General features: G+C 44.6%; 22 protein-coding genes. 17 read left to right on the top strand and 5 right to left on the bottom strand.

Translation table 11 applies throughout. The annotated features are described in order from the left end of the window. Positions 1-181: 181 nt before the first annotated feature. Together H171_RS10485 and H171_RS10480 are read right to left on the bottom strand one after the other, a co-directional pair. The gene (locus tag H171_RS10485; RefSeq protein WP_100305093.1) at positions 182-589 is read right to left on the bottom strand and encodes an arsenate reductase ArsC; all 408 of its coding nucleotides are present in this window, start codon (positions 587-589) and stop codon (positions 182-184) included. Positions 590-616: 27 nt separating this feature from the next. After that, the gene (locus tag H171_RS10480; protein ID WP_100305092.1) at positions 617-1921 is read right to left on the bottom strand and encodes an MFS transporter; all 1305 of its coding nucleotides are present in this window, start codon (positions 1919-1921) and stop codon (positions 617-619) included. A 423-nt stretch (positions 1922-2344) separates the two neighbouring features. On the opposite strand from H171_RS10480, the gene H171_RS10475 reads away from it, so the two are divergent. The 8 genes from H171_RS10475 to rd all read left to right on the top strand — a co-directional run bounded on the left by H171_RS10475 (position 2345) and on the right by rd (position 9791). Continuing rightward, positions 2345-2710, top strand: coding sequence for a DUF2294 domain-containing protein (locus H171_RS10475; protein ID WP_100305091.1), 366 nt, complete (start codon positions 2345-2347; stop codon positions 2708-2710). Between the two features lie 346 nt (positions 2711-3056). After that, the gene (locus H171_RS10470; RefSeq protein ID WP_100305090.1) at positions 3057-4934 is read left to right on the top strand and encodes a DUF4914 family protein; all 1878 of its coding nucleotides are present in this window, start codon (positions 3057-3059) and stop codon (positions 4932-4934) included. A gap of 116 nt (positions 4935-5050) precedes the next feature. Then, positions 5051-5725 (top strand): GntR family transcriptional regulator, encoded by a 675-nt coding sequence (locus tag H171_RS10465; RefSeq protein ID WP_100305089.1) that lies wholly within the window; start codon positions 5051-5053, stop codon positions 5723-5725. A gap of 266 nt (positions 5726-5991) precedes the next feature. Continuing rightward, complete coding sequence (uxuA, locus tag H171_RS10460; protein ID WP_100305088.1) at positions 5992-7074, top strand: mannonate dehydratase; 1083 nt, start codon at positions 5992-5994, stop codon at positions 7072-7074. 13 nt (positions 7075-7087) lie between these two features. Further along, the gene (locus H171_RS10455) at positions 7088-8701 is read left to right on the top strand and encodes a mannitol dehydrogenase family protein (protein WP_100305087.1); all 1614 of its coding nucleotides are present in this window, start codon (positions 7088-7090) and stop codon (positions 8699-8701) included. Between the two features lie 99 nt (positions 8702-8800). Next, on the top strand, positions 8801-9142 hold the full coding sequence (locus tag H171_RS10450; RefSeq protein ID WP_100305086.1) for an arsenate reductase family protein: 342 nt from the start codon (positions 8801-8803) through the stop codon (positions 9140-9142). A gap of 33 nt (positions 9143-9175) precedes the next feature. Further along, the gene (locus H171_RS10445; RefSeq protein WP_100305085.1) at positions 9176-9520 is read left to right on the top strand and encodes a cupin domain-containing protein; all 345 of its coding nucleotides are present in this window, start codon (positions 9176-9178) and stop codon (positions 9518-9520) included. 112 nt (positions 9521-9632) lie between these two features. Then, a complete protein-coding gene (gene rd, locus H171_RS10440) occupies positions 9633-9791 on the top strand; it encodes a rubredoxin (protein ID WP_013272313.1) in 159 nt (52 codons plus the stop codon). 183 nt (positions 9792-9974) lie between these two features. Here rd and H171_RS10435 read toward each other — a convergent pair whose 3' ends face one another. Further along, entirely contained in the window at positions 9975-10892 is a 918-nt protein-coding gene (locus H171_RS10435) for a LysR family transcriptional regulator (protein WP_166433606.1), read from the bottom strand. Between the two features lie 293 nt (positions 10893-11185). Here H171_RS10435 and H171_RS10430 point away from each other — a divergent pair, with 293 nt between their 5' ends. The 7 genes from H171_RS10430 to H171_RS25025 are packed head-to-tail and all read left to right on the top strand — an operon-like array spanning position 11186 to position 18947. Continuing rightward, on the top strand, positions 11186-12130 hold the full coding sequence (locus H171_RS10430; protein ID WP_100305083.1) for an ABC transporter permease: 945 nt from the start codon (positions 11186-11188) through the stop codon (positions 12128-12130). 12 nt (positions 12131-12142) lie between these two features. Next, the gene (locus H171_RS10425) at positions 12143-12997 is read left to right on the top strand and encodes an ABC transporter permease (protein ID WP_100305082.1); all 855 of its coding nucleotides are present in this window, start codon (positions 12143-12145) and stop codon (positions 12995-12997) included. Between the two features lie 15 nt (positions 12998-13012). Next, a complete protein-coding gene (locus H171_RS25085; protein WP_100305081.1) occupies positions 13013-15037 on the top strand; it encodes a dipeptide ABC transporter ATP-binding protein in 2025 nt (674 codons plus the stop codon). Between the two features lie 57 nt (positions 15038-15094). Next, positions 15095-16717, top strand: coding sequence for an ABC transporter substrate-binding protein (locus H171_RS10415; protein WP_157803144.1), 1623 nt, complete (start codon positions 15095-15097; stop codon positions 16715-16717). 30 nt (positions 16718-16747) lie between these two features. After that, on the top strand, positions 16748-17737 hold the full coding sequence (locus H171_RS10410) for a mannonate dehydratase (protein ID WP_100305079.1): 990 nt from the start codon (positions 16748-16750) through the stop codon (positions 17735-17737). Between the two features lie 6 nt (positions 17738-17743). Further along, positions 17744-18859 carry an alginate lyase family protein gene (locus H171_RS10405; RefSeq protein ID WP_100305078.1) on the top strand — a complete coding sequence of 372 codons (1116 nt, stop codon included), beginning with the start codon at positions 17744-17746 and terminating at the stop codon, positions 18857-18859. A gap of 28 nt (positions 18860-18887) precedes the next feature. Next, positions 18888-18947 (top strand): NAD(P)-binding domain-containing protein, encoded by a 60-nt coding sequence (locus tag H171_RS25025; RefSeq protein WP_207655228.1) that lies wholly within the window; start codon positions 18888-18890, stop codon positions 18945-18947. 240 nt (positions 18948-19187) lie between these two features. On the opposite strand, the gene H171_RS10400 is transcribed toward H171_RS25025, so the two are convergent. Beyond that, a complete protein-coding gene (locus H171_RS10400; RefSeq protein ID WP_100305077.1) occupies positions 19188-21272 on the bottom strand; it encodes a sodium-translocating pyrophosphatase in 2085 nt (694 codons plus the stop codon). Positions 21273-21666: 394 nt separating this feature from the next. Further along, the gene (locus H171_RS10395; protein WP_100305076.1) at positions 21667-22617 is read right to left on the bottom strand and encodes an N-acetylmuramoyl-L-alanine amidase family protein; all 951 of its coding nucleotides are present in this window, start codon (positions 22615-22617) and stop codon (positions 21667-21669) included. Positions 22618-22757: 140 nt separating this feature from the next. Between H171_RS10395 and H171_RS10390 the strand changes: the two genes are divergently transcribed. After that, positions 22758-23720, top strand: coding sequence for a tRNA dihydrouridine synthase (locus tag H171_RS10390; RefSeq protein ID WP_100305075.1), 963 nt, complete (start codon positions 22758-22760; stop codon positions 23718-23720). 158 nt (positions 23721-23878) lie between these two features. Continuing rightward, a complete protein-coding gene (locus H171_RS10385) occupies positions 23879-25273 on the top strand; it encodes an amidohydrolase (RefSeq protein WP_100305074.1) in 1395 nt (464 codons plus the stop codon). Positions 25274-25298 lie beyond the last annotated feature (25 nt).

Raw genomic sequence — 25298 nt, 5'->3', positions numbered from 1 at the left:
AAGATCACCGCCTTAGAATTATTGATTAAATTTCTGTTTTCATAATGAGTAAACAATTTTTTCTTATAGATATCTTACCATATATTAATGAAAAATTTAACCAGCTTTCACAGGTAAGGACTGTATGATTACCAAATGCAATAAAATAGCCGGCAAATGCCAAAGCACCTGCCAGCCTATTTTATATAGTTCCGTTTTGGATACGGTCTCTAAGGTTTAAAATTTTATCCCGGATAAGGGTTATGGTTTCTAAAAATACGGTATCATCCATGCCGCTGGGATCGTTAAGTCCCCAATCTTCCCGGTATTTACAGGGCAGGAGCGGGCACTTTACATTACAGCCCATTGTAACAACAATATCTGCCGGAGGAATATCAGATAGGAGCTTGCTATGCTGGGTCTGCTCCATATCTATACCATAAAGTCGATTCATAAGCCGCACTGCGTCCTGGTTGATTTGCGGTTTAGTCTCTGTCCCGGCAGAATAGCTTTCAAAGGCATCTGAGGCAAGGTGCTTGCCAAGAGCTTCTGCTATCTGGCTTCGGCAGGAATTATGGACGCATACAAACGCTACTTTTGGTTTATTCATATATAAACTACCCCCTGGTTTTATTTATTAAAACGATTCCTCCAGTTTCCATATATTTCTGTCTGCCCGAAAGGGCAGGCATGATAAGGCACCCCAAAATCCGATCACAAAAAATAACATCGCTGCGCCGGAGCCTTTTCCTGTCCCAAACAGTGCGGTCCACAGACTGCCCGCCGTCTGCCCTGCCATATACGGTTCAAACACCCGGTCTACCAAAATACCGCCGCATAAATATCCCAGGGGAATGGTAAAAAACTGCAAGGTATTCCTTGCTGAATAGACGCGGCCCTGCATTTCAATGGGGATTTTTGTACGGAAAAGAACATCCATATTGGCATTCATAACAGGAATAAATATCCAGCCAAGAATTGCGCCAAAACACCATACGGGAGTACTCCTGCCAAAAGCAAGGATAAAGTTCTCGGTACTCATGGAAAAAAGCAGGCAATTACAAATCACCCGGACCCGGCTTTTGGGCGGTGGCAGGATAGAAACCAAAATGCTTCCGACCATTGTTGCAATTCCCGTAACAGTGTTGATCATGCCAAGGGCCAGTTCTCCGCCGCCGGCACGTGATAGTACCATAGCAGGCAGGGCAGCATTGAAAATAGAAGCAGTAAAATTGATAACAGCCAAAAATAGAATCAGATCGAGAATTCCCCGGTTATCTTTAAGATACCGCAAGCCGCTTTTGGCAGACTGTAATACCGTTTCTCTCTCCAAGCCGTGACCCTCTGTGACCTGCGGGATTTTGACAAAGCATAACAGTGATAGGAACGCTATGGAAAAAGTAATTAAATCGAACAGGATGACAAGACGGATGCTTCCAAAAGAAAGCAGGGCGGTCGCCAGCATAGGTGTCAGTACGGTAACCAACGAATTGGATAAGGAACGCATCCCGCTGACCTTCTGGTAATGCTTTTGCGGGGCCAACAGGCTGATGGACACATCAGACGCCGGCTGCTGTACCGTGTTCATTAATCCATTCAGGGTATTGATCAAATACAGATGCCAAATCTGGAGTTTACCAGTTGTCATCAGAATAAGCACGGAAACAGTACATAACGCAGCAAAGCTGTCACTGAGCAGCATGGTAGCCTTTTTGTTCCAACGGTCACTCAGTGCGCCTGCAAAAATGCTCAAAAGAACATAGGGTGCATAAGAACAGATGGCCAATAACGAGGTGGTGAGAGCCGACCCCTGCTGTTGATAAGACCAGATCACCAGTGCGAAGTTGGTCATTGCACTGCCCAGGGCTGAAAATGACTGTGTAATCCATAAAATCAGAAAATCACGAAGTTCCCTGACGTTTGTTATTAAATTTTTTAACATGACTTTGCTCCTTTTTTAAATAAAATCTTTATATTTATGATTTATTAAAAGTGCAAAGCCCAACGGACGAATTCGATCTACTCCGTGCAGTTTCGTCCGTTTCAGACTTTGCACGGAGCAGTGCCAATACAGAGTAGCATTTTTATTCTCCTTTATATCCCGGTTTATGTTTAGAATCAGAATTACCGAGAAGTGATTTTTTATATTCTATCATAAATAATATCAAAAATCCATAATAAAAATGATCCCAGGCATAGTTGCCGCCGCAGCTTGTCGGAAAGGGCTTACACATTCTGATACAAGTAAGTCTTCTCACACCACTTATGTATTTCCGGCAATGAAACGGTGGGCTTACTTGATGAGGTTAAAAAATCATTGACAGGCCCAGGTTTTCATGATATTGTATCTGACAGGTGATGTAATATGACAAAAGGTCAGCTGGAAGCTAAAATCAGTGAAGTTGTCAGTAAATTTGAAGTTGAATATATGGGAAGGGGTCCTAAGACGATCCGTACCTATGTGTTAAATGATATGATCATAGTCAGGTTAATTGGATTCTTAAGCCCTTCCGAGAAGAAACTGACGGAAAGCGCCCAGGGTATTGAGCTGCTTAAGAAAGTCCGGACTTCCCTGTTCGAGGGCGGAAGGGAATATCTGGAGAAAATATTAACCGATGTTATTGATGTGTCTATAATCAGCACTCACTCGGATATCAGCACGAAAACAGGTGAAAAGATTATTGTCATTACTGTTGATAGGAATTTGGAAGAGCTATATACATCTAAATAACACCGGAAGACGTCACAAAGTAGAATTAATTCTAAGTTGTAAGTAAGCCGATATCCATGAATTGGATATCGGCTTTATATATATCGAAGGAGGGAGGCGATGAATGAATAGTAGAATACTTTAACAACCAGATAAGAAGGTATTCGGCATGATTTTATAAAAGGCATCTGGAAAAACAGCAGAACAATCACATGCCTGGAATATTAAAATAGAAACTATGTAATACTTAATAAAATTGGGAAACAAAGGTTGAAGAAGATCATTTTAACTACATGGTTTGCGCCTGCCCGATGATTGGCGCAAACTTCAGATGTGCATAAGGGCTTGCGCAGGAACGGAGGAAAATATGCTGGAATGTTTACGTGATATGAATTTACCCGAGTATGTAACAGATATATTGGCTGAGTCAAAAGGTGTCGTTATTCCAAAGACCAGGAAAGATTTGCTGACGCTGGCAATGGGGAATTCTGAAAATACCGAGTTTTACATTGAATATGAAGTAGAAGGAAAAGGCAAGGTTTTGGAAGCTACTGCTACTAAGTGTAAAAACGGAGTCGTAGTCAATTATACTGACGATTACATGAGAAGACGTGATCCTGACTGTCTGTTAATTGCAGATAATAAACCAACGGATAAACCCAGATACGAGGAGGTTTATCAGTCTGATTTTGAAACTCTGAGAACGGAAACCTTTGACTGGCTGAAAAAGCAGGAGCTGATTTTTTTCCCATTTAAGTCAGGCGGACTTGAGTATGGATATGATTCAATCCTGATCGCCCCCTTAAACGCTGGATTTTTCGCAGCCGGACTTGCAGATCTGCAGGGATTTTTAAATATTGACGAGATTTCTTCTGACTTTAATCCAAGAGCGGTTGTATTTCTGGCTCCTCCGTTTCGGCATACCCATTTTGACGGTAAGCAGATCGTGGTTCATAACCGTCTGGATAAAATTCATGAAGTATATTCCTATAATTTATATCCCGGTCCAAGTGCCAAAAAGGGTATCTACGGAGTTCTTCTTAATATTGGAGAAGAAGAAGGCTGGGTAACGGCACATGCATCAACGGTAAAAGTAATCACTCCTTATGACAATGAGATCGTCATCATGCACGAAGGTGCTTCCGGCGGCGGTAAAAGTGAAATGATCGAAGATATTCACAAGGAAATGGATGGCAGGGCTATATTAGGAAGAAATACTGTTACAGGTGAAAAGAACTACCTGGTATTAAATGAAACCTGTGATCTGATACCGGTGACAGATGACATGGCATTATGCCACCCCAAGATGCAGAATGACAGCAAAAAGCTGGTGGTCAAGGATGCGGAATCCGCTTGGTTCTTACGCCTTGATAACATCAAGTGTTATGGTTCCTCTCCCCAATATGAGAAAATACTGATTCAGCCGGAAGAACCCCTAATCTTCTTAAACATGCAGGCAGTACCTGGTGCCACCTGTCTGGTTTGGGAACATACCCTGGATCAGAACGGAAAGCCCTGCCCCAACCCCCGTGTTGTTTTACCAAGAAGACTGGTTCCCAAAGCTATAGATACACCTGTGGAAGTAGACGTGAGAAGCTTTGGCGTGCGGACTCCGGCATGTACGAAAGAAAATCCGACATACGGTATTCTTGGTATTCTACACATACTGCCTCCGGCACTGGCCTGGTTATGGCGTCTTGTGGCCCCAAGAGGATTCAATAATCCAAGTATTATCGATTCCCTGGAAATGACCAGTGAAGGGGTCGGATCTTACTGGCCTTTTGCAACCGGTAAAAAGGTGACCCAGGCAAACCTTTTGCTTGACCAGATTTTAAGTTCAACCAATACCCGGTATGTCCTGATTCCCAACCAGCATATCGGTGCATATGAGGTGAGCTTTATGCCCCAGTGGGTTGCCAGAGAGTACATTGCCCGCCGAGGAAGCGCCAAATTTAAACCGGAGCATCTTGTGGAAGCCCGCTGTCCGCTTCTTGGCTTTGGCCTTGATTCCTTAAAAATAGACGGACAGTACATCAGAAGAGCTTTTTTAAGGCCGGAAACCCAGCAGGAGGTAGGCATTCAGGGATACGACGACGGAGCGAAAATCCTGACAGACTTCTTTAAGCAGGAGCTGATGAATTATTATACCGATGATTTAAATCCATTAGGAAAGCAGATCATAGATATGTTCCTGGCAGGTGCCACTGTTAAGGATTATCTGGAAATCATTCCAATGAGATATTAAGATTGTCCGGAGGCCGGAGGTTTCTGGAAACCGCGTACTTGTATACTAGTGCTTGACAATGAGATTGATTTCGCTTATTCTTAGAATGAACAGAATTTGAGAAAAGAGGTCATGGTATGCGGCTGACAGAACGGTATTCCAAAGAAACAGGAAGGGAATATGCACTCCGGATGTTAAAGGATAATATCATACATCTTGATCTGGTTCCCGGGAGTATGCTGAGCGAAAATGAATTGTCCTCAGAAATGAATTTATCCCGGACTCCGGTGAGAGAAGCCCTGATTGAGCTGTCAAAGGTGAAAATCGTGGAAATTTATCCTCAAAAGGGAAGCGCAGTGGCTTTGATCGATTATAAGCTGGTGGAAGAAGCGATTTTTATGCGCAATGTACTGGAATGCGCAGTTGTGGAACTGGCCTGTAAGACGGCCGGGGAAGAAGCGGTCATGGAGCTGAAAGAGAATGTGAAGCTTCAGGAGTTTTATTTGGAAAATCGTTCTCCGGAGCGGCTTCTTAAGCTGGATGATGAATTTCACCGGCTGCTGTTTCACATAACAGGTAAGGATCAGGTTTATCAGCTCATGGACAGCATTACCATACATTTTGACAGAATACGCAGCATGTCTTTGATTGCAGTAAAGGATTTGAAGACAATTTCCGACCATCAGGCTATTGTGGAAGCCATTGCTGCTAAGGACGGAAGCAAAGCAAAAGGATTGATGGAAAAGCATTTATCCAGATATAAAATCGATGAAGAAGCCTTGCGAAAGCAATATTCAGAGTATTTTCTGTGATGTTGGCTTTTATGATTTAAAAAATAATAGAAGCGGTAATAAGAGAAGGAAAGCTTCAGTCTCTTATTGCCGCTTTTTTGTGATTTGATTTCAAACCATTGAGTACGATTGACATTATACAAAATATACAAAAAAAAATAAGATATTTATGAAATATGCTGATTGAACTACTAGTATACTAGATATATACTTAAGTCAGGACTTAATAGTCACAAACAATTGTATTTAGAAAAGAATAAGGAGTAAGGAAACGGAGGTATTCAAACATGAAAATGATTATGCGTTGGTTTCCCTTTGGGGATGACAGCGTGACCCTTGACCAGATCCGCCAGACACCGGGGGTTTCCGGTGTGGCTACCTGCCTGCCCAAGGTACCCGTGGGACAAGTCTGGCCCCTGGAGACCTTAAAAGCCTTGAAAAAGGAGATCAATGAAGCCGGTCTTGAGATGGAGGTTATCGAAAGCGTCAATATTCATGAAGACATAAAGAAAGGCCTTTCCACCAGGGATGAGTATATTGATGCTTATATAAAGACCCTGGAGCATTTAAGCCTTGTTGGGGTCAAATGTCTCTGCTATAATTTTATGCCTGTAATGGACTGGGCACGAAGTGATCTTGCTTATCAGACGGAAGATGGAAGTTATGTTATGGCTTACCGTCATGATGAGGTTCTTCAGATGAATCCGGAAAAGATGGCAAAGGCCATGGAGGGAAAAGCAAGAGGATACTCCCTTCCGGGCTGGGAACCGGAGCGGCTTTATGCCATGGCTCAGGACATTGAGTTTTATCAGTCCATGACACGGGAGCAATATTGGAACAATATGAAATATTTTCTGGATGCAGTAGTTCCTTATGCGGAGAAGTATGACATTAAGATGGCAATTCATCCAGATGATCCGCCATGGCCTCTTTATGGACTTCCAAAGGTCATTACCAATGCGGAAAATATCCGGACATTTCTTGATTTAAACAGCAATCCCTATAATGGACTGACCTTATGCACCGGCAGTCTGGGAAGCGATTTAAGCAATGACATTCCGGCCATGATGCGGGAGTTTGGAAACAGGAAGCGGATTCATTTTGCCCACATCAGGAATGTGCACCATATTTCGGAAAAGGATTTTGATGAAGCGGCTCATCTTTCTTCCTGCGGGGATTTAAATATGTTTGCCATTGTAGAGGCTTTGTATGAATCTGGCTTTGAAGGATATATCCGTCCGGATCACGGCCGCATGATCTGGGGAGAGCAGGCTCGTCCTGGATATGGTCTGTATGACCGGGCCATTGGAGCAAATTATCTGTTAGGTCTTTGGGAAGCCATTGATAAGACCCATAAAAATAGAAAATAGGAGGCATGGATTTATGAAACTGAATCGGTCCTGTTTAACAAACCTGGAAGCCTGGGAAAAGGCTTCCGTAAAGATGCCGGAATTTGACTGGGAAAAAATGAGGTCAAACACGGATAAGTCGCCGAAATGGATCCATTTTGGAGCAGGGAATATTTTCCGGGGATTCATCGCAGTTCTGCAGCAGCGCCTGCTGAACGAAGGACTTGAGGATAGCGGCATCATCGCGACAGATACCTTTGATTATGATATTATTGATAAAATATATACCCCCTTTGATAATATGACCATGATGGTCAGCCTAAAACCGGATGGAACTATGGACCGGGAGGTCGTGGCAAGCGTTGCAAGGGGCGTAAAGGCTGATGTGAGCAATGAAACGGATTTTGGATATCTGGTGCAGACGTTTGAGAACCCTTCTCTTCAGATGGTGAGCTTTACCATCACTGAAAAAGGATATGCACTTGCCAATTTCCGTGGAGAGCTTTTTCCTGTTGTGGAAAAGGATATGGAAGAGGGCCCGGAAAAAGCCAGCCATGCCATGAGCGTGGTGACAGCCCTTCTTCTTAAACGGTATCTTGCAGGAGGTTCTCCTTTGGCACTGGTCAGCATGGACAATTGCAGCCATAACGGAGAAAAATTAAGGGACAGTATCGTATCCATCGCTGAAGCATGGACAAAAAAAGGTTATGCTTCCGAGAGTTTCCTTTCCTGGGTTCAGGATGAAAACAAGGTTTCCTTCCCCTGGTCCATGATCGATAAGATCACTCCGCGGCCTGCTGAAGTGGTACAAAAATTACTGGAGGAGGATGGAATCGACGATATGGCGCCCATCATCACCAGCAAAAACACATACATTGCCCCATTTGTCAATGCAGAGATTCCTCAGTATTTAGTGGTAGAAGACCGCTTTCCAAACGGACGTCCGGCACTTCATAAGGCAGGGGTATACATGACGGACCGGGATACGGTAAATAAGACAGAGCGTATGAAGGTTACCACCTGCTTAAATCCTCTGCACACGGCACTGGCAGTGTACGGCTGTCTGTTAGGATATAACAGCATTGCAGCAGAGATGAGAGATGAGGACTTAACGGCCCTTGTAGAGCAGATCGGCTACAAAGAGGGCCTTCCGGTGGTTACAGATCCGGGAATCTTAAGCCCTGAGGATTTTATCAGGGAGGTTATTGAATACCGACTGCCAAATCCATTTATTCCGGATGCTCCACAGAGAATCGCAACCGATACCAGCCAGAAGATCCCCATCCGTTTTGGAGAGACCATAAAGGCTTATCTGGCAGATGATAATCTGGATGTGCAGACTCTGACCGCTATTCCTCTGGCAATTGCCGGCTGGCTCCGTTATCTCCTGGGTGTGGATGATGAGGGAAATGCCATGGAGATCAGCAGTGATCCAATGCTTTCAGAATTAAAAGAACAGTTAAAGGGAATCAGGCTGGGAGAAAAGCCTGAAGGAAAAGAGGGACTTGAAGAGATCTTGTCCAATCCTGTTCTTTTTGGAACTGATTTGGTTAAAGCCGGCCTTTCCGGAAAAATTGAAGCTATGCTTTATGAAATGTTAGAGGGCCCTGGAGCAGTGAGAAAGACACTGCAGCGGTATGTAAAATAAGACGATGAAAATGGAGAACCCCTGGTTATTGAAACCAAGGGTTCCCTGTGTTATAATGGGCCTGTCAGGAAGAACGTACCAGAAAGGTGGACAAGGCCCGTGAATATACAAATTTTTGGAACCGGAAAATGTTTTGAGACCAAGAAGGCAGAACGCTATTTTAAGGAACGCGGAATCAAATACCAGTTTATTGATATGAAAGAAAAGGGGCTGAGCAAAGGCGAGTATAATGGAGTCAAACTGGCAGTAGGAGGATTGGATGCTATGCTTGATGAAAAATGCAAGGATCAGGAAGCCCTGACGCTTATCAGATACATTGCCGGTGAGGATAAAGATGAAAAGGTCTTAGAGAACCAGAAGGTACTGAAAACTCCGATTGTAAGAAACGGAAGGCTGGCTACGATTGGATACCGGCCGGAGGTGTGGAAAAATTGGAGTTAGGCTTATAAAAGGAAGGAGCAAGGAGAAGACAAGATGAAAAAGCCGGAGAAAGATCAGATGTGGGTATTTAATAAGGATATAGAAGGAGTTCAGGCTTCAGATGGCGTTGTCAGAAAGGTTCTGGCATACTGTGATGGAATGATGTGTGTGGAAAACCAGTTTGAAAAGGGGGCTATAGGAAGCCTCCACAGCCACCCCCATACCCAGATCACCTATGTTGCCAGCGGTAAGTTTGAGTTCACCATTGGTGATGAAAAGAAGATCGTAGAGGCAGGAGATACTCTTTTAAAGCAGGATGGCATCGTCCATGGATGCGTTTGCCTTGAAAAGGGGATATTGGTAGATATTTTTACACCTATGAGAGAAGATTTTTTATAAATAACAGGGTCTTCGGAGAAATAAATAATAGGACATGTGAAATAAATCTATTGATAAAAATGGTATAATATGCTATAAAGAAAGCACAGTGAAGTTAAAGGAGGTGATAGGGATGGGAAAGTATGTTTGTGAGCCATGCGGATATGTGTACGATCCTGAAATCGGTGATCCAGACTCTGGTATCGAGCCAGGTACTGCATTTGAAGATTTACCCGAAGATTGGGTATGCCCAGTTTGCGGCGTTGGTAAGGACATGTTTGTTGAAGAGTAAGATTGTGGCCATTTGGACGCAAATAAAACCTTTAAGCTGTCGGCAGGTAATCTGCCGGGCTTGAAGGTTTTTTTATGCAATAGGCAGCAGATCCTGGCTCAAACATAGTAAAATGAAAAAAGGGAATTCCAGATACTTTTGCAAGTATCAGGGATTTCCTTTTTGCCTTTCTGTAATGATTAGTTAAGATTGGTTCCAACTGGTATTTACATATGCCTGAGCCAGCTCAATCAAATATTTATGGGGAGGATTCATGATCAAATCTTTCCGGTAAAGGATGGAGTGAATCCGGTATATTCTCGGTTCCAGCGAAAAAAAGGTAATTTGTTTCGTGGAAACTTCATTCCCTGCCGGGATAAAGCCTACTCCAATATTGCTTGATACCATATCACAAATGGATTGGGCATGGGAAGTGCTGCAGGCTATGGTCGGGTTAAAATCCTGTTTGTCAAAAAAATCTTCGACCAGATATCTGATACAGGAACCTTTATGCTGTAAAATAAACGGATATTTATCAAAGTGCTCCAAAAGCTGCTGGCTGTTTAAGGTCCGGTTACGGCTTCCGCTTAGCTTCTGGCAATAGGGATGGATGCTGGGCGCTGCAAATACAACTTCTTCCTTTTTCAATTCAATACTCTGTCCCTTGTATTGTTCCAGGGAATTGGCCGTTACAAAGGCAAGATCCAGTTCGCCCCTGAAGATGAGGTTGCTGGTGGAACGAAGATTATCGTCTGATAAAACCAGTTCTACCTTGGGGTAATACTTGCGGAAATCAGCCAGGATGCTGGACAGCATCTGCAGGGCACTGGAAGCGGATGTACCTATGCGGATACGGCTGGTGTTGGAAACACGTTTGATGTCTTTTTCCAGGGAGTCCGTTAAGGAGATTACCTTTCTGGCATATTCCGCATAGAGGCTGCCTACCGGTGTAAGTGTATAGGTACCGCTGGATCTTTGAAACAGGGGAGTCCCCAGTTCTGTTTCCTGCTTGGTAAGAAATTGACTGAGGGTGGGCTGCGATACGTAAAGCTTTTTGGCAGCCCTGGTCATATTTCCGGTCTCAGCCAGGGCAAGTATGTATTCCAGATATCTGATGTCCATGGAAGTTCCTGCTTTCTTAAAATGTATCATTTTTATTATAAGCAAAGGCTATAATAAAAATAGGAAAGGGTTATTGGAAAAGTTGCATAATTAAAGATATAATTATAACTTGAAAGTAGTAAAAAATTATATAAAAAAAAGGAGATGAAGCATTATCAATTAAAAATCAGCTATTTTGTTATTATATCAGAGAAAAACAATAATGAAAATAGCAAAAACAGTGGAAATAAAAAAAGGAGTTATACAGGGAGGGAGGAATATGGCAGGATATAAGCTCCTGCTATAAAGATGAAATGAAGGCATACATAGCAAAACGCACGGGACAGATGATATTGATCATTTTTCTCATATCCATTTTTACATTCATGCTGGTATCCCTGATTCCCGGAGACCCGGTTTATGCCATGCTGGGATCAGAAGTATCGCAGGAAGAATACGACAGGGTATATCATGAATTAAAATTGGATCAGCCTGTCCTTCACAGGTACTTCAGCTGGCTGGGAGGAGCGCTCCAGGGTGACTGGGGACAATCTACACAGTTTCATAAAAGTACGTTGGAAATCATTAATGAACGAATACCGATTACATTGTTTTTTTCAATCAGTGCATTCATAATAAGCATTCCTCTTGGAATACTTTTTGGGGTTATAAGCGCAGTATACAGGGGCAGGCCGGCGGATACGGCGGTAACCCTGATCGCCAATATAACGGCCTGTCTGCCTCAGTTCTGGATTGCCCTGCTAGTCATGTATGTATTTGCCATGAAGCTTGGCTGGCTTCCATCTTATGGGTTTACATGGTTTCACGTGGATCTGGTGACGGGCGTAAGACAGACCATTATGCCTCTGTTCTGTCTTGCGCTAGGAGGAATTGCTACGGTAACCAGACAGACACGTTCCAGTATGCTGGAGGTTATCCGCCAGGATTATGTCAGGACAGCCAGAAGCAAGGGAATTTCACAGCGAAGGGTCATTTATCTCCATGCGCTTAAAAATGCCCTAATTCCTGTTATTACCATCCTGGGGATGCGCCTCGGTTCCATGCTGGCAGGATCCATGTTTGTAGAATCCGTTTTTAACATTCCCGGAATGGGCTCATTATTTGTAAAGGCCATTCAGTCAAGGGATATTCCGGTTGTTCAGGCATGTGTTCTGGTCACGGCTCTTGTATCCTGTATCATCAACCTTATGACGGATATTTTATATGCAGTGGTTGACCCAAGAGTCCGCTATGAATAAGGAGACAGAATCATGAAAAATAACGGAAGATGGAAAAAAACAGTTAGGACATTGTTTGCGAGAAAGGTTGCCGCTTTCAGCGCCATTATAGTTGCGGTCTTTGTTCTCATGGCCGTATTTGCACCTTTGATCGCACCTTATGATCCGAATTATGCGGATTTTGCCTCCTTTTTACAGGGACCGGGCAAAGATCATATTCTGGGGACAGATAATTACGGGCGGGACGTGCTGAGCAGGATCATATATGGAACCAGGGTCAGCCTGATCATCGGTGTGTTTGCAGTGATGATTGCCTGCATTGCAGGTACTTTTTTCGGAATGGTCGCAGGGTATTTCGGTGGGATTGTGGATGATGTAATTACAAGAATCATGGAAGCTATCCGTGCCATCCCTCAGATCATCCTGGCAATGGCCCTGACAGCCGTATTTGGAAGCGGAATCCGCAACTTAGCGATCATTCTGGGAATATCCTCCATGGCAGGTTACGTCCGAATGATGAGAGGACAGGTTCTTACAATCAAACAGGCGGATTATATCATGGCAGGAAAGCTGCAGGGCAACAAAAATTTCAGGCTGATGCTGAAACACATTCTGCCCAACAGCATCTCACCTATTATTGTCATGATGACCCAGCAGGTAGGACAGACCATTCTGGCAGAAGCTGGACTTAGTTTTCTCGGGCTTGGAATCAGTGCGCCCACTGCTTCCTGGGGCGGTATGGTCAGTGACGGCCGGCTGTTTCTTCTCCAAAACCCTGTGTTTGCACTTACTCCGGGCGTCTGTGTGGCGGTGCTGGTTATCTGCCTTAATATGTTCGGCGATGGCGTACGGGATGCCTTGGATCCAAGACTCAGGGGCGAGGTTTGATAGGAGGAGACAAAAATGGAACACTTGTTGGAAATAAAAAATATTGAAACCTGTTTCAAAACGGATGGCCAGCTCGTGAAGGCTGTGGATGAAGTATCCATGTATTTGAATCCGGGAGAAATCATTGGCATTGTAGGCGAATCCGGAAGCGGGAAATCAGTGACCATGATGAGCATGCTGCAGCTGATCAGTTCTCCCGGAAAAGTCACCGGGGGAGAGGTCTACATCCGGGGAGATCAACGAAATATGCTGGAGTATGGTCAAAACAGCGAGGAAATGCGTCAAATGCGGGGCGGAAAAGTGAGTATGATCTTCCAGGAGCCCATGACCTCATTAAATCCTGTTTTGACCATAGGCTATCAGATCCAGGAAAACATTATGGAGCATCTTAAGCTGAATAAGGAAGAGGCAAGAAAACGCACCATTGAGATGCTGAAGCTGGTTAATATACCGGATGCGGAAGAACGTTTCAGCTATTATCCTCAGCAGTTTTCAGGCGGTATGCGCCAGCGTATTATGATAGCCATGGCCATGTCATCGGAACCCACGATACTTGTGGCCGATGAAGCGACTACTGCTCTGGATGTGACGACTCAGGCCCAGCTGTTGGAAATGATCAGGGATATTGCCAAGAAAACAAATACTGCAGTCATTATTGTTACACATAATCTGGGGATCGTGGCCAGGTTTGCAGAGCGCATTTATGTCATGTATTCAGGCAGTGTTGTGGAAATGACAGATGCGAAACGGCTGTTTGCGGATCCGGAACATCCATATACCAGGGCACTGCTCAGAGCGATCCCAAGGCTTGATGATCCCAAAGACCGTATCCTGATCCCCATTGACGGACTTCCGCCCAATCCTGCCTCCAGACCGGAATTCTGTCCCTTTTATGAGCGCTGTGAATACCGTATGGATAAGTGCAGGGAAAGTCCAAAACCTGAACTCAAGGAAATCGGGAAGGGGCATTTTGCCGCATGTCATTTGTCGGTAGTAGAGAAGTTGGTAAAAGCGGAGGAAATTGCTGCTAAGGAAATAAAAAAGGCACCAAGAATAGAAATCGGAGAGGATATCTGCCTGGAAGTCAAAAACGTCCGGAAGTATTTCCCCATCTACAAAGGCATGATCCGGAAGAAGGTGGGAGATGTAAAAGCCATAGAGGAAATTGAATTTTCGGTCAGAAAGGGAGAAACTCTTGGCATCGTAGGGGAATCAGGCTGCGGCAAAACAACTCTGGCCAGATGCATTATGAGGGTGTACAAACCCGAAGAGGGGCAGATCATTTTTAATGGTACGGATATTGCGGGGTTTAACGATAAAAAGATGTATCCGTTCAGAAGAAAGATATCCATGATCTTTCAGGATCCGTTCTCGTCTCTGGATCCAAGGCAGACGGCCGAGTCCATTGTGGGAGAATCCCTCCTTCTTCATAAGCTGGTAAAAAACAAGGAAGAATACAATGCAAGGGTGGATGAACTGTTCCGGATCGTAGGACTGGATCCTGCGTTAAAGTACCGGGTACCCCATGAGTTTTCCGGTGGGCAGAGGCAGAGGATCGGAATTGCAAGAGCCCTTTCTTCCGAACCGGATCTGATCCTGTGCGATGAGCCTATCTCAGCACTGGATGTTTCCATTCAGGCACAGATCATTAACCTGCTGGAGGAGCTGCAGTCCAAGCTGGGGCTCACCTATTTATTCATTGCTCATGACCTGGCGGTTGTGAAACATATCAGCAATCGGATTCTGGTCATGTATCTGGGAAGAGTGGTGGAGATCGCGGATTGTGAAGAGCTATATGGCAATACGCTCCATCCTTACACAAAAACACTGTTAAGCGCTGTTCCGGTGGCGGATCCTTCTGTTGAGGAATCCAGAGAACGGGTACCCATCAGAGGTGAGGTGCCAAGCCTTACGAACAGGCCTTCGGGCTGTCCGTTTCATGACAGATGTGATCATGCACGGGAGCGGTGCCGCAAGGAAATTCCGGCACTTCGTGATGTTGGAGACCATCATGAGGTAGCATGTTTCTTATATGATTAAAAGCTATAAGATTCATTTAAACATAAGCTGATGACTTATTTAAAGGAGGATTACATTATGAAATTGACAAAGAGGATTGTGTCGCTGACACTGGCAGTGGTTATTACGGCAGGCATGACCGCCGGATGCGGAGGAAGCAGGAAAACCGAAGTTTCCGCTGAAACAACCACCCAGAGCGGTGAGACCACGGCTGCAGAATCCAAAGAAAGCGAAGCATCTGCTCCTGCGGATATTGAGGAAGGAGGAAAGCTGGTGGTCGCCATTCCCCAGGTCCATAATACGTTCTTTATGCCCCAGTCAACAACCACAAGTGACCGTTTCGGCGCACAGCCTGTCATTGAATCACTGGGGAGGGCTGATGAAGAAGGCAATTATTACCCATGGCTGGCAGAAGAGTTTTATGCAGATCCTGATAATCTGACATTCAGCATTAAGCTGAGGGAAGGTGTGAAGTTCCACGACGGATCGGATTGCGATGCGGAAGCGGTGGCCTGGAACCTTCAGCAGTATATTGATAATGGCAAGGCCAGTGAATTGGGATCCCCAAAAGAAATCACGGTAGTTGATGACAGGCATATTGAAATTCAGTATGAGAAATGGGCAAATGACTGGGACAGTGTCATAGGAGATGTCTTTATTATCTCAAAAGAGGCGTATGAGAAGAATGGAGAAGAGTGGTGCAAGACCCATGCGGTTGGAACGGGGCCGTTTATCCTGGAGTCTTTTATTGTTGACAATAAGATTACATACACCAAAAACGATAACTACAGAATTGCAGGGCTCCCCCATATCGATGAGCTGGAAATTGATATGGTTATGGATACCAATACTTTAATGTCGGCTCTTCTGAATAAAGAAGTCAGCGTGGCGATGAAGTTTGAAAATGATGCAATTATCAATGCCGTGAAACAGGCCGGATTTGAGAGCATTGGAAGGAAAAATGCAAACTGTGCCGATATCAAGCACATTATCTGGAACAGCAAAAGCGACAAGCATCCAATGGGAGATTTAAAGGTCCGGCAGGCGATTATGCATGCCATTGAATGGGAGCAGGTGGCCAAAGCCTTATCCGGCGGTCTGGGAGAGGCCACACCTCTATTTTGTACCTCTGATTCCTGGGCTTATTCGCCGGTGGATTTTTATGAGTATAATCTTGATTTGGCAAAGCAGATGCTTTCAGAAGCAGGATATCCAAACGGATTTGAGACAACCATTTATACCAAGTCCCAGGATAATGATACGGCGACTGCATTCCAAGCTATATTGGCTCAGATCGGAATCAAGGCAGTAATAGAAACGCTGGACAGCTCTGCTCTGGCAGCGATCCAGAAGGAAGATGACATCGATGGATTTATTGCAAACCGCGGAGCCAGCAAGATGGATTACACCAACAACTATATCCGTCTGTATTCCTCAGAGGGTATTAAGAATCATGGAATTATGCTTCGTCCTGCAGAATTTGAAGAGCCTCTGTTTGCAGCACGGGCAGCGGTAACGATTGAAGAAAAGAAAGAAAATCTTCAGAAGGCGGCCAAAGCGCTCGTAGCGGATTATGTGATGATTACTCCAATGGCGGTTATATATTATGAATCATTTGCCGTTCCAGGGCTGAAAGACAGTGGGATTTATGAAGTAAGTCTGGAACAGTGGACACCAGAAGCCGTTCACTGGACCAAATAGCTGATTATTTGACTTTAAGGAGGACCCAACATGCTGGGAGATAAGATAAAGGTGCAGTCCAAGGTTGTATCGGATTATACGGATGAACAATTGCAATTCATTAAACAGATGGGCATAAACTATGTATACGTTATTTTTACAGATGAACATACCAATTATGATTCGGTCATGTCATTTATGGAACGGCTTCACAAATTCGGCTTAACGGCAACGGATGCTGGAAATGTGCATTTGTATAAGAGCGATGCCATCCATCTGGGATTGCCGGGACGGGATGAGGCCATAAAGGCGTATAATGATTTCAACCGTATTTTAGGAAAAGCAGGGATTCCGGTGGGATACATGACGTGGGAACCGAACCAGGTATTGACTACCAGGTTTGGGGTAGGCGAGCATACAAGAGGAAGCATCGGCCGTATCGTGGATCTTGAGGAATTGAAGGCCCGGCCTTATTCCCATGGCAGACTTTATTCTAAAGAAGAAATGTGGGGGAATTTTAAATATTTCCTCGACCGGGTCCTGCCGGTATGTGAGGAAGCCAATATAAAGATTGCTCTTCATCCAAATGATCCTCCGGTAGATTGCCTCCTTGGAATCTCCAACCTGATCACTTCTGCCGAAGATTACAAACACGCTTTTGAACTGGCAGGAAACAGTCCGTACCTGGGCATGAAGATGTGTCTGGGATGCTGGCTGGAAGGCGGGGAAGCCTTTGGAAATGTCATGGAGGACATTAAATATTTTGTAGAAAATCAAAAGGTGCTGCTGGTACACTTTAGAAATGTCAGTGCTACCATGCCTTATTTTGAGGAGACCCTTCTGGAAGACGGATATATGGATATGTATGAAGTAATGAAGCAGTTGGTCCGTTATGATTATGACGGCTCCATACACGTGGACCATGTGCCGGTATGGGGAGAGGGCGTCGGCGGAGAAAACTCTTCCTGGGCCTACAGCACCGGATATATGAAAGCCCTTTTAAAGTGTGCGTCGGCAGAATTAAATAAATCGTGCAGGTAAATATAAATGATACAATATGAGAAGAAATACAAGATTATTCCTGACTGGTCCAATAAGGAATGGTTAATGGAAAAAGCGCAGGCGGCCATGAAGGCCCCTGCGCTCCATATCACTGACGTGCAGAGCCCAAGGAGCGAAGGGGGTCCTCATGACTACTATTCCAATGGGGATTACTGGTGGCCGGATCCCGGTTCCCCGGACGGGCTGCCTTATATTCAGAAAGATGGGCAGACAAATCCCGGTAATTTTAACAGCCACAGGATCATCATGCGTCAGATGAGGACCAATGTGGTGTTCCTTGCCTCGGCTTACTGCCTTACGGGAAAAGAGGCATATGCAGAAAAGGCGGTGCAGCACTTAAAGGAATTTTTCCTTGATGAAGAAACATATATGGCACCCCATTTGTCTTATGCCCAGGCGATCCTTGGCATCTGTTCCGGAAGGGGGATCGGAATCATTGATACCCTTCATCTGGTGGATGTGGTATTTGCGGTGGAGAAATTAAAAGTGTCCCGATCCATGAAGGCTGAGATATACATTGGTTTAAAGAACTGGTTTGCTAAATATCTGGGGTGGATGCTTACCGACAGCAACGGGATCCAGGAAATGAACAAGGATAATAACCATGGTGTCTGCTTCTTTGTTCAGGCGGCGGCATTTGCTTTATTCACCGAAAATGAGAGGATAGCAGATTTTTGCAGGGATTACTATAAAAAGCAGCTTTTAAGGCAGGAGGCGGAGGATGGTTCTTTTCCGAGAGAGCTGGGGCGTACAAAGCCCTATAATTACTCCATATTTGTTGTGGATAATATGGTGTCCTTATGCCATCTGCTGTCTAAGCCGGACGATGATTTGTGGGAATATGTATCGGAGGATGGGAGAAGCATTAAAAAAGCACTGGAATTTATTACGCCTTATATACTGGATAAGGATTGCTGGCCTTATCCGCCGGATGTCATGCACTTTGATGCCTTTCCAGCCCGCAGCGGTTTCATGCTTCTGGCAGGGTGTTCTCTGGGGCGAAAGGAACTCTTAGAACTATATTACCGGCTTCCGGAGGAATCGACAGATGAAGAAGCCAGGCGTAATATTGCGGCACGCCAGCCACTGCTGTGGATGTAGCTTAACTTAAAGAAGAGAGAAAAGGCAAATGAAAGTTGGTTTTATCGGATTAGGAATCATGGGAAGACCTATGGCAAAAAACCGGTAAAACCAGGTCATAAATTGGTAGTTTTTGTTTTCACGGTACATAAATATGACAAGCTGGCAGCTGTTGATAGGCTGCCAGCCTGTTCTTTATTTTAAGCGGAGAGAGTAGTAATCATGAAAATACCTGTGGAGGAAGCCATGGAGCGGTCTGTGTAGCTGTACCGGAACGCGGCCTTGCGTACCTTTTGGCTGCTGCAGTCAGGAATGAGCACGATATATTACAGGTGAGTATGAGTCTTCTTTATAACAAATGGAAGGTCAGAATAAGTGATGCAAATACAATGGAAACCATGGAAGTAAGCTTTATGAGAATGTTGATCGATGGTCCGGAAGTATCCTTGAACGGATCACCTACCGTATCGCCTACGACTGCAGCTTTATGCTGGTCGCTACCCTTTCCGCCATGTGCGCCCTGTTCAATATACTTCTTTGCGTTATCCCATGCGCCACCGGAGTTAGCCATCATGACGGCAAGAACAAACCCTGTAACGGTATTTCCAGCGAGAAGAGCACATACGCCTTCCGGCCCTAATAATAAGCCAATGACAATCGGAATAACAACGGCTATCATAGCTGGTGCAATCATCAGTTTTTGCGCCGATTTTGTGCACATATCAACACAGGAAGCATAATCCGGTTCCGCTTTTCCTTCCATAATTCCGGCTATGGTCTTAAATTGACGGCGGACCTCCAATACGATGGATTGTGCGGCTTTGCCTACGGCCTCCATGGTGAGAGCTGCAAATAAGAACGGTAATACACCGCCGATAAACAACCCTACAAGTACTTTTGGATTGGTTATGGTTAAATCCAGGTTTAGATCAGGTTGGATCTGATGTACTTTATCAACATAAGAAGCAATCAGGGCAAGAGCGGTCAGGGCAGCAGAACCGATAGCAAATCCTTTTCCTGTTGCAGCAGTGGTATTGCCAAGAGAGTCCAGTGCATCTGTTCTCTGTCTAACGGAAGCATCCATATGTGTCATCTCAGCGATGCCGCCGGCATTATCCGCGATTGGTCCGTAAGCATCCGTGGCCAGTGTAATACCTAAAGTGGATAACATACCGACAGCAGATAAACCGATGCCATAAAGTCCGAGATTAAAATCACCGGCACCTCCGGAGCAATAGTAGCTTACAAGGACAGAAATGCTTACGATTATGACCGGTGCGACAGTAGAAAGCATGCCAAGGGATAATCCACTGATGATAACGGTTGCGGCTCCGGTTTCACTGGATTCTGCTAATTTTTTTGTTGGGCTATAGGTATCTGATGTGTAATATTCTGTGATAGCTCCGATTAATACACCTGCAATTAGTCCTGAAAGTACGGCGGCATAAAGTCCCATATGACCGGGAAGCATCAGCTTTATTATAAAAAATGCTGCAACAACAATGATTGCCGCACTAATATAGGTACCGGTTCTAAGTGCTTTAAGAAGGTTCTTCTGAGAGGCACCTTCCTCTGTTTTGACAAAAAAGGTACCAATGACGGAAGCGATTACACCCAGCGCTGCCAGCAGCATCGGTATGGACACGCCCTTAATTCCGTATCCTGCAGCAACAGCAAGAGCTGCTGTTGATACAATAGAACCGACATAGGATTCATAAAGATCAGCGCCCATTCCGGCTACATCACCTACATTATCACCTACATTATCGGCTATAACAGCCGGATTACGCGGATCATCTTCTGGAATACCGGCTTCTACCTTACCGACAAGATCAGCCCCCACATCTGCTGCCTTGGTAAAGATACCGCCGCCAACCCTGGCAAAGAGGGCCATACTGGAAGCGCCCATTCCAAAGGTCAGCATATTCGCTGTAATTTCCGTAATGCGCTGTTCAACCGGAAGATGTTGAAAAGCTACATTTAAAATAAAATACCAAATAGAAAGATCCAGAAGACCAAGCCCGACTACCGTAAAGCCCATAACCGAACCGGCTGAGAATGCCACCTGGAGTCCTTTATTCAAGCTTTTTGAAGCTCCTTCTGCAGTTCTGCAGTTAGCCATAGTTGCAGTGCGCATGCCTATGAAGCCGGAAAGACCTGAGAAAAAGCCACCCGTTAAAAATGCAAACGGGGTAAAAAAGCTTAGGAAACCGTTAAATGCCATAATAAGTAAAATACAAAAAACAGCAATGAAAAATATGGCAACCCCTGAATACTGACGTCTCAAGTAGGCATTTGCCCCTTTTCTTACAGCTTCAGAGATCCGGGCCATTTCTGAGGTGCCCTCTGGTTGTTTTTTTACACGAAGGAACATGACCCAGGCAAAGATAATCCCCAACAATGACCCCATTGATACAAAATAAATTGCATCCATTACTTCATACCTCCAGTTTTATATTTTGATGATTTCATTATAGTACCAAGTAATATATATTTTCAACAAATAAATGAATGAATTTACTAAAAAAGGATAACATTTTGACAATAATTATGAAGAGTTCTGGATTTTACTGTTATTTTTTAACACTTTCTTAACACTGCTACTTATGTCTGTGATTATTCGGTTTCAGTGGATCTCTAATAATGATGATATTCGATTTCTGCTGGATTATTATCGGTAATATTATAATTTTTTTTCTTTTGGACTTGATATTTTTGCAGGAAAAGATTTTCTAACCAAAAAGAACCCCCTGCCCTCATGAGTGAGGGCAGGAAGTTCTTGCTGCCATTGGCATGTTTTTCATTTGCAGGTTATTGACTATAAGTGCTTAGCTTGCACCAGGCCCCTTGCTTTCAGAGACAGAGGGAGGAGCAACAGTCCCTTCATTCTGGCTGTTGGTATTATGGGCTGTCTGAGTGGTCTGAGTTGTCTGGACAAATATAGATTTACCTGCTTTTTGCAGATATTCCATAATTCCTTTTGCATCCGCTTCCCCCAATGCCTTATACTGTTCCTCTGTTGAAAGAAACAGGGTTAAGTCGCTGGTATGGTTTAAAAAGCCGTGCTCAATGATAAAGCCTCTGATTCCATACATCTGGGAATAACGGGGAATCGCATAATAATCGGCCTGGCTTCCGTCGGGAAATAAGGTTCCGTTTTCCGAATCCCGGAGAATTAATCCCCGGTTGTTAAGTCCCAGATTATTTAACTGCTTTAGGATAGTACTTGCAGCTTCCTGGGACTGGAGAGCCAGGTCGTTGTTATAGCGGCCGGTTCTGGGGGCCATGGAGCTTACTCCATAAGCATTTTTCACTGTACCGTTTCCCAAAGCCGAGTCTACATGCTGGCTTACGAATAGATCTGCATGCACGGAGGCAGCAAAGGCGGCCCGCTGATCCAGAGGGACGGTGACTTCTGCGCTGTCCTTTGTTAAATAAACCGTATAGTTGGAAAACTGTTCCAGATACTGCTTTGTATAGGAAGCGATCTTCATGGTGATCTCATCTTCATAATAGGTGACTCCATTATATACAAAGTTACAGCCGGAATAATGCCCGCCTGTCTTACCGTGACCCGGATCCAGAACCACGATAAAGTTGGAGTTGTTGCTTCGTATGCCTGGTCCTATTTCAGGCGTAATTGTCTTGGTTACCGGAGGTGCAAAGGCCGGCCCGGTTTCTTCTTCTGCCCATGAGACGGAAGAGGAGGTGGTAGTAATAAGAACGGCAAGTAAAAGGGCCTTGGCGGCTGCAGGCAGTAAGTTCTTTAATTTTGTCATGATCGATCCTCCAGAATAATGGCGTTTTGCCTTACATTATAACACTCTTTGGCAGATTCTGTAAATGGCCTTCTATGAATTTGTCACTTATTGTGGTAAAATGTACCGATATAGAAATAACAGAAAATGGAGACTGAAGCATGAAGTATTATTTTGCCCCCATGGAGGGGATCACCGGCTACGTTTACCGGAACGCTCACCATAAGTTTTTTAATCAGGTAGATATATATGTTACTCCTTTTATTGTGCCCACTCAGAACCGGAAATTTACCTCCAGGGAAAAAAACGACTTTCTTCCGGAGCATAACGTGGGATTGCATGTGATTCCTCAGATTCTCACCAATAAGGGGGAAGATTTTATATGGGCGGCCAAAGAACTGAAACAATTCGGATATGAAGAGGTGAATTTAAATCTGGGATGCCCTTCTCCTACAGTGGTTACTAAGGGCCGGGGGTCCGGCTTTCTAGGAGCACCGGAGCTGCTTCAAATCTTTTTTGATCAGATTTTTTCCGCCTTGGATTTAAAAATTTCCGTAAAGACCAGGATCGGCAAGGACAGCCCGGAGGAATTTGGAAGGCTCATGGAAATTTATAACAAATATCCGATAGAAGAGCTGATCATCCATCCCAGAGTCCAGAAGGACCTCTATAAGAATGAACCTAATTGGAAGGTGATGAAGGAGGCAGTCTCTTTAAGCAAAAACCCCCTGTGCTACAATGGAAATTTGTTTTCCGCGGAAGATTATAAGGAATTTACTACAGTCTTTCCAACCATAGACAGTATCATGCTTGGAAGGGGTCTGGTGGCAAATCCCGGTCTTGCAGGGGAAATGAAAAACGGGGAGAAAATGGAAAAGGGGCAGCTAAAAGCTTTTCATGACGAGATCCTAACAGGATATGAAGAGATCATATCCGGAGACCGCAATGTCCTGTTTAAGATGAAGGAGCTGTGGGCATATATGATCCAGATGTTTGACGGCAGTGAAAAACATGGGAAAAAGATCAGAAAGTCCCAGTATCTTGCAGATTACAGGGCAGTGGTTGACAGCCTGTTTGGAGAACTGGATTTAAAAGAACCGGTCGGGACTTTTGGCGGCGTATAAGAATGGAATATACGCTTATAAGAAAATTGCAAAATGATTATAAATTTTTTTAATTAATGAATTGATGCTTCAAGCTTGAACCTATAGTTGCTATAGGATATATAATGACCTCGATTTTAAATGACGGCATGGTGCCGTACTGAAAATGGAGGGATAACATGGCTTTAAAATTATTGATAAAGAATGCCAAGGCAATTATAACCTGTGATGAAAATGACCATGTGTACAAAGACACCGATATCCTGATTGAAGGGCCTAAGATTGTGTCAATAGGCCCTGGGATAAAGGAAGAAGGCGCACAGGTCATTGACGGATCAGGAAAATTTGTATACCCGGGACTAATCAACACCCATCATCACTTCTTTCAAACCTTTGTAAGGAATCTGATCACCATTGATTATCCGAATCTGACGGTCATGGACTGGATCGATAAGATCTACCGGATTTTTCAGATCGTTGACAATGATGTCATTTATTATTCCACTCTTACGGCTTTTGCCGATTTAATCAAACACGGCTGCACCTGCGCCTTTGACCACCAGTACTGTTATACGAAGAAAACCGGCAAGGATCCGGTGGACCGGCAGATGGAAGCAGCAAATCTTATGGGAATCCGTTATCATGCAGGGAGGGGCAGCAACACGCTTTCAAGGAGCGAGGGAAGCTCGATTCCAGACAATATGCTGGAGACTACGGATGAATTCTTAAAAGATTGCGAAAGGCTTATCCGTCTCTATCATGATCCAGGTCCTTATTCCATGCAGCAGATCGTCATGGCGCCCTGCCAGCCGATTAATTGCAGGCCGGAAACATTTATTGAAACCGTTGCCGCAGCCAGAGGCATGGGCGTGCGGATGCATACCCATTTAGGGGAAGGGGAGACGGAAGGGATCAAGGCCCGCTATGGAAAACGCACTCTGGAATGGTGCAGGGATATCGGCTTTATAGGAGAAGACGTCTGGTATGCCCATAACTGGGAAGTGCTTCCCGAAGAATACAAGCTGCTTGCTGAAACCGGAACCGGGATTTCCCATTGCCCTGCTCCGGCTGTGCTGGGAGGCTTCCCAATTCTTGATATTAAGGCCATGCAGGAGGCAGGAGTTCTTATAAGCCTTGGCTGTGACGGATCCTCAACCAATGACAGCTCCAATCTTCTTGATGCCCTTCGCTCTGCTTATATGATGCAGACTTATTATACAAAGGAAAGAGGCGGCTGTGCGTCTGCCTATGATATGTTAAAAATCGCAACCATCAATGGAGCAAAGACTCTGGGAAGACCGGATCTGGGCTCTCTGGAACCGGAAAAGGCAGCCGATTTATTTATGATAGATGCAGAAGTCCTGGAGCTTGCAGGAGCAATCCATGATCCCAAGAATTTCCTTGCAAGGGTTGGCTTGACAGGAAACGTATGGCTCACTATGATTAATGGAAAAGTGGTTTATAAGGATGGCGTGATCACCGGAGTGGACGAGAAACGGCTGGCTTCTGAAGGAGAGGCGGTCTGCACCAGAGTGATACGTAAGCCAAGTGAGGCATTCCGTCCGTTTTTATAAGCCGCCTGATCATAGAAAGTTGAGG

The organism is [Clostridium] celerecrescens 18A (assembly GCF_002797975.1).
In the GTDB taxonomy this organism is placed as follows: Bacteria; Bacillota; Clostridia; order Lachnospirales; family Lachnospiraceae; genus Lacrimispora; species Lacrimispora celerecrescens.
Note: the sequence above shows the minus strand (reverse complement) of the source record. Positions and strands in the feature narration are given on the sequence as shown.

Excerpts from the sequence above, each read along its gene's own strand:
- H171_RS10485 (WP_100305093.1), bottom strand. The coding sequence starts at position 589 with ATGAATAAACCAAAAGTAGCGTTTGTATGCGTCCATAATTCCTGCCGA.
- H171_RS10480 (WP_100305092.1), bottom strand. The coding sequence starts at position 1,921 with ATGTTAAAAAATTTAATAACAAACGTCAGGGAACTTCGTGATTTTCTG.
- H171_RS10475 (WP_100305091.1), top strand. The coding sequence starts at position 2,345 with ATGACAAAAGGTCAGCTGGAAGCTAAAATCAGTGAAGTTGTCAGTAAA.
- H171_RS10470 (WP_100305090.1), top strand. The coding sequence starts at position 3,057 with ATGCTGGAATGTTTACGTGATATGAATTTACCCGAGTATGTAACAGAT.
- H171_RS10465 (WP_100305089.1), top strand. The coding sequence starts at position 5,051 with ATGCGGCTGACAGAACGGTATTCCAAAGAAACAGGAAGGGAATATGCA.
- uxuA (WP_100305088.1), top strand. The coding sequence starts at position 5,992 with ATGAAAATGATTATGCGTTGGTTTCCCTTTGGGGATGACAGCGTGACC.
- H171_RS10455 (WP_100305087.1), top strand. The coding sequence starts at position 7,088 with ATGAAACTGAATCGGTCCTGTTTAACAAACCTGGAAGCCTGGGAAAAG.
- H171_RS10445 (WP_100305085.1), top strand. The coding sequence starts at position 9,176 with ATGAAAAAGCCGGAGAAAGATCAGATGTGGGTATTTAATAAGGATATA.
- rd (WP_013272313.1), top strand. The coding sequence starts at position 9,633 with ATGGGAAAGTATGTTTGTGAGCCATGCGGATATGTGTACGATCCTGAA.
- H171_RS10435 (WP_166433606.1), bottom strand. The coding sequence starts at position 10,892 with ATGGACATCAGATATCTGGAATACATACTTGCCCTGGCTGAGACCGGA.
- H171_RS10430 (WP_100305083.1), top strand. The coding sequence starts at position 11,186 with ATGAAGGCATACATAGCAAAACGCACGGGACAGATGATATTGATCATT.
- H171_RS10425 (WP_100305082.1), top strand. The coding sequence starts at position 12,143 with ATGAAAAATAACGGAAGATGGAAAAAAACAGTTAGGACATTGTTTGCG.
- H171_RS25085 (WP_100305081.1), top strand. The coding sequence starts at position 13,013 with ATGGAACACTTGTTGGAAATAAAAAATATTGAAACCTGTTTCAAAACG.
- H171_RS10415 (WP_157803144.1), top strand. The coding sequence starts at position 15,095 with ATGAAATTGACAAAGAGGATTGTGTCGCTGACACTGGCAGTGGTTATT.
- H171_RS10410 (WP_100305079.1), top strand. The coding sequence starts at position 16,748 with ATGCTGGGAGATAAGATAAAGGTGCAGTCCAAGGTTGTATCGGATTAT.
- H171_RS10405 (WP_100305078.1), top strand. The coding sequence starts at position 17,744 with ATGATACAATATGAGAAGAAATACAAGATTATTCCTGACTGGTCCAAT.
- H171_RS10400 (WP_100305077.1), bottom strand. The coding sequence starts at position 21,272 with ATGGATGCAATTTATTTTGTATCAATGGGGTCATTGTTGGGGATTATC.
- H171_RS10395 (WP_100305076.1), bottom strand. The coding sequence starts at position 22,617 with ATGACAAAATTAAAGAACTTACTGCCTGCAGCCGCCAAGGCCCTTTTA.
- H171_RS10390 (WP_100305075.1), top strand. The coding sequence starts at position 22,758 with ATGAAGTATTATTTTGCCCCCATGGAGGGGATCACCGGCTACGTTTAC.
- H171_RS10385 (WP_100305074.1), top strand. The coding sequence starts at position 23,879 with ATGGCTTTAAAATTATTGATAAAGAATGCCAAGGCAATTATAACCTGT.